This window comes from Duganella sp. Root198D2 (assembly GCF_001428585.1).
Taxonomy (GTDB): Bacteria; Pseudomonadota; Gammaproteobacteria; order Burkholderiales; family Burkholderiaceae_D; genus Rugamonas.
In genome coordinates this window covers 258,567-266,812 of sequence record NZ_LMIC01000051.1, presented here as the reverse complement: position 1 = coordinate 266,812, position 8,246 = coordinate 258,567, and the positions used below count along the sequence as shown (strand labels likewise).

At 56.9% G+C, this 8,246-nt stretch carries 5 protein-coding genes and 5 tRNA genes; all 10 read right to left on the bottom strand.

The window, feature by feature from the left end:
* A partial coding sequence (locus ASE26_RS32230; RefSeq protein WP_162259205.1) for an RHS repeat domain-containing protein occupies nucleotides 1-830 on the bottom strand: 830 nt, incomplete at its 3' end.
* 46 nt (nucleotides 831-876) lie between these two features.
* A complete protein-coding gene (locus tag ASE26_RS29600; protein WP_057247413.1) occupies nucleotides 877-5,190 on the bottom strand; it encodes a hypothetical protein in 4,314 nt (1,437 codons plus the stop codon).
* A gap of 431 nt (nucleotides 5,191-5,621) precedes the next feature.
* Nucleotides 5,622-5,900 (bottom strand): hypothetical protein, encoded by a 279-nt coding sequence (locus tag ASE26_RS29595; RefSeq protein ID WP_055936326.1) that lies wholly within the window; start codon nucleotides 5,898-5,900, stop codon nucleotides 5,622-5,624.
* A 249-nt stretch (nucleotides 5,901-6,149) separates the two neighbouring features.
* Nucleotides 6,150-6,617, bottom strand: a complete 468-nt coding sequence (locus tag ASE26_RS31000; RefSeq protein WP_156398163.1) for a hypothetical protein — start codon at nucleotides 6,615-6,617, stop codon at nucleotides 6,150-6,152.
* A 362-nt stretch (nucleotides 6,618-6,979) separates the two neighbouring features.
* Nucleotides 6,980-7,053: transfer RNA gene (locus ASE26_RS29590), tRNA-Cys, on the bottom strand.
* Between the two features lie 48 nt (nucleotides 7,054-7,101).
* Nucleotides 7,102-7,177, bottom strand: a tRNA-Gly gene (locus ASE26_RS29585).
* Between the two features lie 16 nt (nucleotides 7,178-7,193).
* Nucleotides 7,194-7,269 (bottom strand) — tRNA-Gly (locus tag ASE26_RS29580).
* A 41-nt stretch (nucleotides 7,270-7,310) separates the two neighbouring features.
* A tRNA-Gly gene (locus tag ASE26_RS29575) sits at nucleotides 7,311-7,386 on the bottom strand.
* Between the two features lie 90 nt (nucleotides 7,387-7,476).
* Nucleotides 7,477-7,552: transfer RNA gene (locus ASE26_RS29570), tRNA-Gly, on the bottom strand.
* An 80-nt stretch (nucleotides 7,553-7,632) separates the two neighbouring features.
* Entirely contained in the window at nucleotides 7,633-8,223 is a 591-nt protein-coding gene (gene pgsA, locus ASE26_RS29565; RefSeq protein ID WP_055936323.1) for a CDP-diacylglycerol--glycerol-3-phosphate 3-phosphatidyltransferase, read from the bottom strand.
* Between the last annotated feature and the right edge of the window lie 23 nt (nucleotides 8,224-8,246).

Sequence of the window (8,246 nt, the reverse complement as noted above, 5' to 3'; positions counted from 1 at the left end):
CTGCTATTGGCATTGAGGACATTGCCAGCAGCATCAATGAACTCGAGGTAGTCGACCTCGACGCCCATACTGCCGTCGGCAGCTGGGGTGCCGTAATAGTTATACAGGAACAGAGGCGCCGCATACTTGCTGCCAGCGATAAATTTGTGGGCGTCGTAGGCGTCCGGGCCAGGAATGAATTCGCCGGATATGGTGCCCTCGAATACCTGCCAGCCCATTTCGGGCTTGAGCCGGATGGCCTTTCCGGCCGGATAGGAATAATATCCGCCAGGATAACTGGATGTGGCGCCCGGAGCGATATTCTGCAGGATCTTCCCGTTCGCATCCGTCGTCCTCACGCCGACAGTGACTTCGGCCTCGCCACTAGTTTGCCGTACGCGTGCGCGCACTTTGTACGTCTTCGTGGTGTCGACCGCTGCGGCTGCCCCAACGATAGCTGGGAAGGACCCGCCAGCGAGGCTGAGTGTTTTTCCATCCGTCGCACTTACCGCCGTCARCGCGATGGGCGTCGCATAGTGCACTGTTTCGACCAGGTTGCCCAGGGCATCGTAGCGGCTTTCAGCGACCGCGCCCATCGCATCGATCGTAAATACCAGGCGGTTGTCGGCATCGTAGACGTACTGGGTCATAGTCGATGCGCCAGTTATCGCCGGAATTGCACTCGCGTCGGCACTCAAGGAGGCCAGCGCCGATGCCGTAAGGCCTCCAGCGTATGCCAGGCGTTTGACCAGGTTGCCCTGGGTGTCGTAGATGAGCTGCGTGACGGCGCCGGTGCCGTCCACGCTCCAGGCCAGGCGGCCGTCCTTGTCGTAGCGCTGGAATTGATGCACGTCCTTNACGAATGCCTTAGCGACATCGAGACCTATGGGGTGCACGTCACCGATGCTGGGTGTCGTAGATGAGCTGCGTGACGGCGCCGGTGCCGTCCACGCTCCAGGCCAGGCGGCCGTCCTTGTCGTAGCGCTGGAATTGATGCACGTCCTTCGCCGCGTCGGCCTGCACCAGGGCCTTGATCGCCGCTGCGCTCAGCTGCTGCGTGCTGTCGCCCACTGCAACTGGAGTTGCATAGCGCACCGTCTCAACGGCCTTGCCATTCACATCGTAGCGATTCTCGGTGACGATGCCCAGCGCATCGACGGTAAAGACCAGGCGATTGTCGGCGTCGTAGGCGTACTGGGTCATTGCCGACGCACCGGTTGGCGCCGGCAGCTCACTCGCGTTGCCGGCCAGCGATGCCATGGCTGCTGGCGTCAGGCGTTCAGTGAACGCCAGGCGCTTGATCAGGTTGCCGCTGTTGTCGTAGAAGAGCTGCGTTGCGGCACCCGTGCCGTCGACACTCCAGGCCAGGCGGCCAAGCGCGTCATAACGCTGGAATTGATGTACGTCTTTCGCGTCCGCCAGCAGCAGCGGCTTGATGGACGCTACGGTCAATTGGGCGTCATTGGCCAGCGTAATCGGCACGGCATAGCGCACGGTCTCGACAACGTTGCCGCGCACATCGTAGCGGTTCTCGCTCACGATGCCCAGCGGATCGACCGTAAAGACCAGGCGGTTGTCGCCATCGTACGCGAACTGGGTCATGCTCGATGCGCCAGCCGGGGCGGGAAGCGCACACGCGTCAGCCGCCAGCGATGCCAGGGCCGCCGCCGTCAGCGGGTCGGTATATGCCAAGCGCTTCACTACATTACCATTAGCATCGTAGATGAACTGCGTCGCAGCACCAGCAGCATCGACGCTCCATGTCAGGTGCCCTTCTTTGTCATAGCGCCGGAATTCGTGCACGTCCTTCGCGGCGTCCACGCGCAGCAGCGCCCTGACCGCCAATACTGCCGGCGTTTGCGTATTACTGGTATCGATAGGCGTGGCATAACGCACCGTCTCGATGACGTTGCCTTGGGCATCATAGCGACTTTCCGCGACCGCGCCCATGGCGTCGATCGTGAACACCAGTCGGTCATTTTCGTCATAGATGTAACTGGTGGCAGTGAACTCATTGGCAGGCACAGGCACTGCACCGGGATTTGCTGCCAGGCTTGCCAACTCATCTGTGCCAAGCGCATTCTTGTAGGCGATCCGCCTGACTACATTGCCCTTTGCGTCGTAGACCAACTGCGTGGCGGCGCCCGTCGCATCCACGGTCCAGGTCAGGCGGCCATCCCGGTCGTAACGCTGGTGCACGACCGATTCGATATCGGCACTGAGCACCGCTCGCACATCGGAAGCGCCCAGCACCTGCTCAGCGCTGACTACATTGATCGCCTTGGAATAGCGGATTGTCGCTACTGCATTGCCGTTGGCGTTGTACCTGGTCTCGGTAACGATGCCCAACGGGTCAATGCTGAAGACCTGACGGTTGCTGGCGTCATAAACAAGACGAGTCGTATTGCCCATCGCATCAGTGACCGCAACCTTGTTGCCTTGCGCATCGTAGGCGACTTTGCTGGTGACGTTGCTGGCATTGGCGTCTGCATGGCTCTCGATCAGGCGGTTAAGCTTGTCGTAGACGAAGCACGTTGCCACACCCGCCGTAGTTGAAGTCAGGACGTTGCCCTGGCCATCGTAGGTGAATGTAGTCGTGTTGCCTGCGCCATCCGTTTGCGATACCACCTGGCCCCGGCCATCATAAGTGGTGCTGGCAGTGATCCCAACCGAGCTGGCCGCGGCCGTCATCCAGCCGCTACCCGAACGGGCGGCTGGGTCGACTGCGGCGGCGTAACGCACGGTACCGGTATGGCGTCCCGCCAGGTCATACTGGAATTCGGAAAGGTAGCCCTCACCGTCCATCGTGAAGCGCAGCTTGCCGTCTTTGTCGTAGCTGTTGCGCGCGACGCGGTCGTTGGCATGCGGCGCGGGGCTCGCGTTGGCGACGTTCGGATTAGCGGCAAATGCCGTCAAATCGATCACCGTCGCACGCCGGATTGTATCAAGCAGGCGCGATGCACCGTCGTAGCTGTAATCGGTCACGTAGCCAAGTGCATCGACCGTTTTGAGCAGGCGATTGGCATTGTCGTACAGGCGCCATTCGCGCTGGTCTGCCGCTGTAGCTGCCGGACGCAGGCCTGCCGTTTCCAGCGTCGCAGTCACTGGCTTGCCGTCGGTGCCGATCAGGGCAGCCAACGAAGCTTGGCTGACCGAAGTTGCGTAGGCGATGGTCAGCGCGAGCTGGTTGTTGGCATCATAGCGGTACTCGGTCAGGCTACCGGCCGCCGTAACCGTTGCGGCCTTGCGGCCTGCCTCGTCGTAGAGGATGTGGCTACGGCCGCCATTGGGATCAATGACTGTGCGCAGTTTGCCTGCGTTATCGTACAAATAGCTGCTAGTGCCCACCACCGTGCCATTCGCTTCTGCCAGCACGGTAGCCAACAGCTGGCCTGATTTATCGTAGGTCGAAGTGCTGGTAACGCCGTCCGCGCGACGGGTGACGATACGGTTACCTGCATCGTCATAGGTGTGCAGCACTACGTTCTGTTGCGGGTCAGTAGCGGAGAGCTGGCGGCCGAGGCCATCGTAAGCATAGGTCGTCGTGTTGCCGTTGCCGTCGATCGATTGCAGCAACTGGCCGGCATGATCGTACACATATTGCACGATCGCCGTGTCAGGGCCGATTGCAGGCGCGGCATTTGAGGCACCGGCAGTTGCGGCGTACGAAGTGCTTTGCATGACCAGGCCGCGTCCATCGTAAGCGTAGTCGACCCGGGTTGCCGCCGCGGCCTTGACCGCGGTGCTCTGCGACCACGTCACCATGGCGTTGTAAGCGTAGGCCGATTCCGCACTGTTCTCGGCAAATTTGATGCCGATATACGCCAGGTCCACCAGGAGCTGATGCTGGGCGTTGTAGCGGTATTCCCGCACCCGGCCTTCCGGGCTGATGATGAAGCGTACGACATTGTAAGTGTCGTAGACATAACGCGTCGTCAGCTTCTGGGTCGGCAACAGGCCGCCTGCGCCATCAGGATCGAGATCGATATACCGCGTTTCGCTGAGCACCTTGTTGGCGCTGGAAAAGGTACGGGTAATCGTCGCGCCGGTGGAGTCGCGCTCCAGGATGCGGTTGCCGTTGCCATCGTAGCCATAAGTGGTCGCCAGGCCGCGCGCGTCGACAGTGCGCGAGATATTACCCGCAGCGTCATATTCGAATTGGGTAATTTGCGATACACCCGCCACCGCAGGCGCCGTTACGCTGAGCAGTTGGCCGTTCGCGTCGTAGGCGTAGGCGGTCTTGAAGCCAAGACTGTCGGTGACAATCGTCTTGCCGGGTTGCGTATAGTCGAATGAGGTGCTTCGGCCAAGGGCGTCGGTGACGCTGGCTACTTTATTTTTACCGTCGTGGAGCACATAAGTGAAGTTCAGTCGCGTGCCGTCACTTTGAGTCACCGTTTCTACTTGGGAGGTATTCGAAAGGTAGGTGTAGTTGACGGTGTAGGTCTTGGCGTCAGCCTTGTTTTCCGGCGTCAGGTCGGTGATAACGCCGGTAAGGCGATTCAAGGCATCGTACTGATAGCTGACCCGGCTGAAATCCCCCGTCACGCCAGCCATCACCGTACGGACCTTGCTCACATTACCGTTCACGTAATCAAAGTAGGTGGTGTCGCCATGTGCATTGGTGAGCTTGGTCAGCCGATTGGAACTGTCGTGGGTAAAGTAAAAAATTGCTCCATACCTGTAGTCGGTCGCGGAGTAAATCAGGCCTGTGGTACCGTTGTAGACTTCATGCTCACCGTACAGATCATTGTGATCCGCCTGCCAGGTCCATTGATTGTTGGCGGCACTGAACGTAATGGTTTGGTAGGCGCCCCCGCCCTCGGTAGTGAAGTATGCCGCGCGCGCGACATCGTAAGTAAACACTGTCGCGCTGCCGTCGCCGACGATGCGGGTGATGGTGCTGCCGGCGGTATTGACGGTGCCCGTCAGGCCGGTCAATTGCCTGCGTGTGGCCTGCCGCCAGCCGACACCGTCGCCAGTATTCAGCTGGCCCTGTGAATTGTAGGTCCGCACGATTTCCGAATCGACACCTCGCGCAACGATGCAGTCATCCTGGTCTTGCAACAAAAGGTTACCGTTGGCAATATTGATGTAGACGGAGTCTTTTGAGTTTCCATTTGCTGCATTGCCAAACACTCCGCCTTGGCCGAGCGTGCCAGCCGAGGTGTTCAAGATGCCTGCGCCATTACCGCTAACGATCGCTACCATTTGTAGTCCCTGATTTTTCGGCGCGCGGGGCGCCTGCGTAACCCATGCGTACGATCAAGACACGTCAATTCGTGTTGTGACCCCTCTAGCAAGGTATCCAGAGATTTGTGTGAAAGTTTAGGGGGCCGTGAGGAAAATTTTCACGAGCAAGCGAATTGCCATAGAGCAATCATTGCGCAGACTAGCCCTACAGAAATGGCCAACTGAGGATGCCTTTGGCATGCAACACGGGGCGCAGCACGAGATATCCGACAGCAATGCCAATTGCCAGCAGCGCGGGCATCTCCCATCGCAGCAAGGAACACGCGACCCACCGTGGCTGCGGCCACCAGCATCATCAGTCAGACTTCGATGCTGGCAAAAAATGGCGCGGCCAGGCGCCAGGTGTCGACGGTCACCTTTCTAGGTCTTCGGGTCGAGAAATTCAAATATCAAACAATGACAAATGCACCGTCGATATAGGAGAGCGTCTGACCGTACAACGCCGCCGACATGGATGGATCAATGTAGAACTCAAGTCCACCCACGAGGATCGTCTCTTCGGCGCCCAGGTTCTTCTTGTCGTAAATGCCCATGGCCCACCTTTTTTTCTCGGCATCCCTTGCATCCTGAACCGGCGCAAAAACAGCAAATTCGACTTCTGGAATTTCCTTTAAGAAGCTAAGTAGCGCTGCCACGGCTTCCTTGGTGAGATCAAAACGAAAGTTCATTTCCCATTCCCTCAATAGGCTGGGCAATTCGGCTGCTTCCAATTGCTCAGATTTATATAAAACGAGGTCCCGTCATCACATATATATGTGCAGGTCGTTTCATACCCGTTCTCCGCAAATAGAATAGACAGACTTCGCTAGCGTTCTTTTATCCGTAGATCGCAGTCACCTCCATAATAGAAGGTCGTTTGAACCGGTGGCCAATCGTATGGATCATTGCAACCATCGACATTCCCAACGCTGTATTGATCATTTCCCAGTATCCCTAGCGTAATTTTCAATCGAGTATGCATGCTGCAAAGTATGCTCAGGAAACTCCCTCCGCATTTTTCCCATCTCAGCAGGACTATTTACTGTTCCACTGCCTCGACCTACTTTGCTGTAGCCATCAGTTGAATAGCCAATGTCATCAAAATGGGTCAATTCATGAACTATTAGCGCACCAATTTCAACTGCACCTTTTTCCCTTATTACATTCCAAAGCCCACCCAAATAAATCGTATGTGAGACGTCTTCCGTCTTTACAAATGCATTTACCCCCGATGGGTCGTGCTTGCCCTTTGGATCACGATAATTGTAATCGGCCCACGTGGCATGTCTGAAGTCTTCAGTGCTCAGCGCCAGACCCGCCTGTAGCTCCCGCCGAGCAATCTCTTTAATAAAGTTACGGGACGCCATCAGCGCGTCCAAACACACTTTTGAAGATCTTTTGGTCATTATCATTCCAACGTTTGAGTGATTGCTGCATTGTCAGCGCAGCCGCGTTCCCCGATCCAGGGCGTGCCCACCAGTGACAAGACTCCTTCAAAAGCTCATCCGTCGAAACTTGAGGAACTGTTCCACGATTTGCCGTTTGCCTCGAGGTCGCCTCTCAACAGTTCGTCAACAAATCATTTCGGATTTCGCCGACTAAATGCTGTGGCTCAGCTTGATAGAGCGTGGTCTAAACATCTATGCTGAAAACACCAAGTATGCAGGAGACGTATCGAACCAGTGCGATTCGCGAAGCAAAAAAAATCCCCGATTTCTCGGGGACTTTTATCAGATTTGCCACTCACAGCAGCAAACCCTTGACGTTTTGGAGGCGAGGGCCGGAATCGAACCGGCGTACACGGCTTTGCAGGCCGCTGCATAACCATTTTGCTACCCCGCCGAAGGGGTCACACAAGAGCCGCGGCAGGTCGCGTGTCTCTTCGAATTCTGGAGCGGGAAAAGAGTCTCGAACTCTCGACCTCAACCTTGGCAAGGTTGCGCTCTACCAACTGAGCTATTCCCGCATGGGTTTGAAAAACTTGGAGCGGGAGAAGAGTCTCGAACTCTCGACCTCAACCTTGGCAAGGTTGCGCTCTACCAACTGAGCTACTCCCGCATGGAGTTATTTCATTTACTACTACTGCTGCTCCAGTGAACTGGAGCGGGAGAAGAGTCTCGAACTCTCGACCTCAACCTTGGCAAGGTTGCGCTCTACCAACTGAGCTACTCCCGCATTTCAGAGGAACCGCATTATCGCAGAAACATTCTCATATTTCCAGTGCGATTATTACTGCTTGCTTACCGCTTTGTTGCTGATGACTTTTGGAGCGGGAGAAGAGTCTCGAACTCTCGACCTCAACCTTGGCAAGGTTGCGCTCTACCAACTGAGCTACTCCCGCTTCGCATCACTGCGCCGTCATCAACAGCAGGCCAGCATTATAGATGAACTATGGGCGCTGTCAAGGGGCAATATTGTTATTTAGGATAAGTTGCCCGAACGTTCCTTAATCATGGGCCATGCCTTCTTCAGGTAATAGAACATGGACCACACAGTCAGCACACTGGCCAGCCACAGCAGCAGGTCGCCCCAGAAGCGCGTGTCGATGGCACCCCACAGCACGTCGTAGTAGAGCAGCATTGGGATGGCACTCATTTGCGCGGCGGTCTTGATCTTGCCGATCGAACTGACCGCCACCGATTTGGAGGCGCCGATCTGCGCCATCCACTCCCGCAGGGCGGAAATCGTGATCTCGCGGCCAATGATAATGAAGGCGACGATCGGATGGCATCTGCCGCCGTCCAGGTTAAGCAGTACCAGCAAGGCGCCTGCCACCATCAGCTTGTCGGCTACGGGGTCGAGGAAGGCGCCAAATGCCGAAGTCTGGTTCCAGCGGCGTGCCAGGAAGCCGTCGAACCAATCGGTAACGGCGGCGACGATGAAGATCAGCGTGGCGGCCAGATTGCGTTCGTGCGGAGTGAGCCAGGTGACAGGAAGGTAAAACACGCCAACGACCAGGGGAATCAGCGCGACGCGCAACCAGGTCAGAAGGATCGGGATGTTGAAAGGCATATGCGGTGTATAAGAATTGTAAT

What these genes read in the sequence shown, in the direction of transcription:
- ASE26_RS29595 (WP_055936326.1), bottom strand. Translation starts at nt 5,900, where the DNA reads ATGAACTTTCGTTTTGATCTCACCAAGGAAGCCGTGGCAGCGCTACTT.
- pgsA (WP_055936323.1), bottom strand. Translation starts at nt 8,223, where the DNA reads ATGCCTTTCAACATCCCGATCCTTCTGACCTGGTTGCGCGTCGCGCTG.
- ASE26_RS29600 (WP_057247413.1), bottom strand. Translation starts at nt 5,190, where the DNA reads ATGGTAGCGATCGTTAGCGGTAATGGCGCAGGCATCTTGAACACCTCG.
- ASE26_RS31000 (WP_156398163.1), bottom strand. Translation starts at nt 6,617, where the DNA reads ATGACCAAAAGATCTTCAAAAGTGTGTTTGGACGCGCTGATGGCGTCC.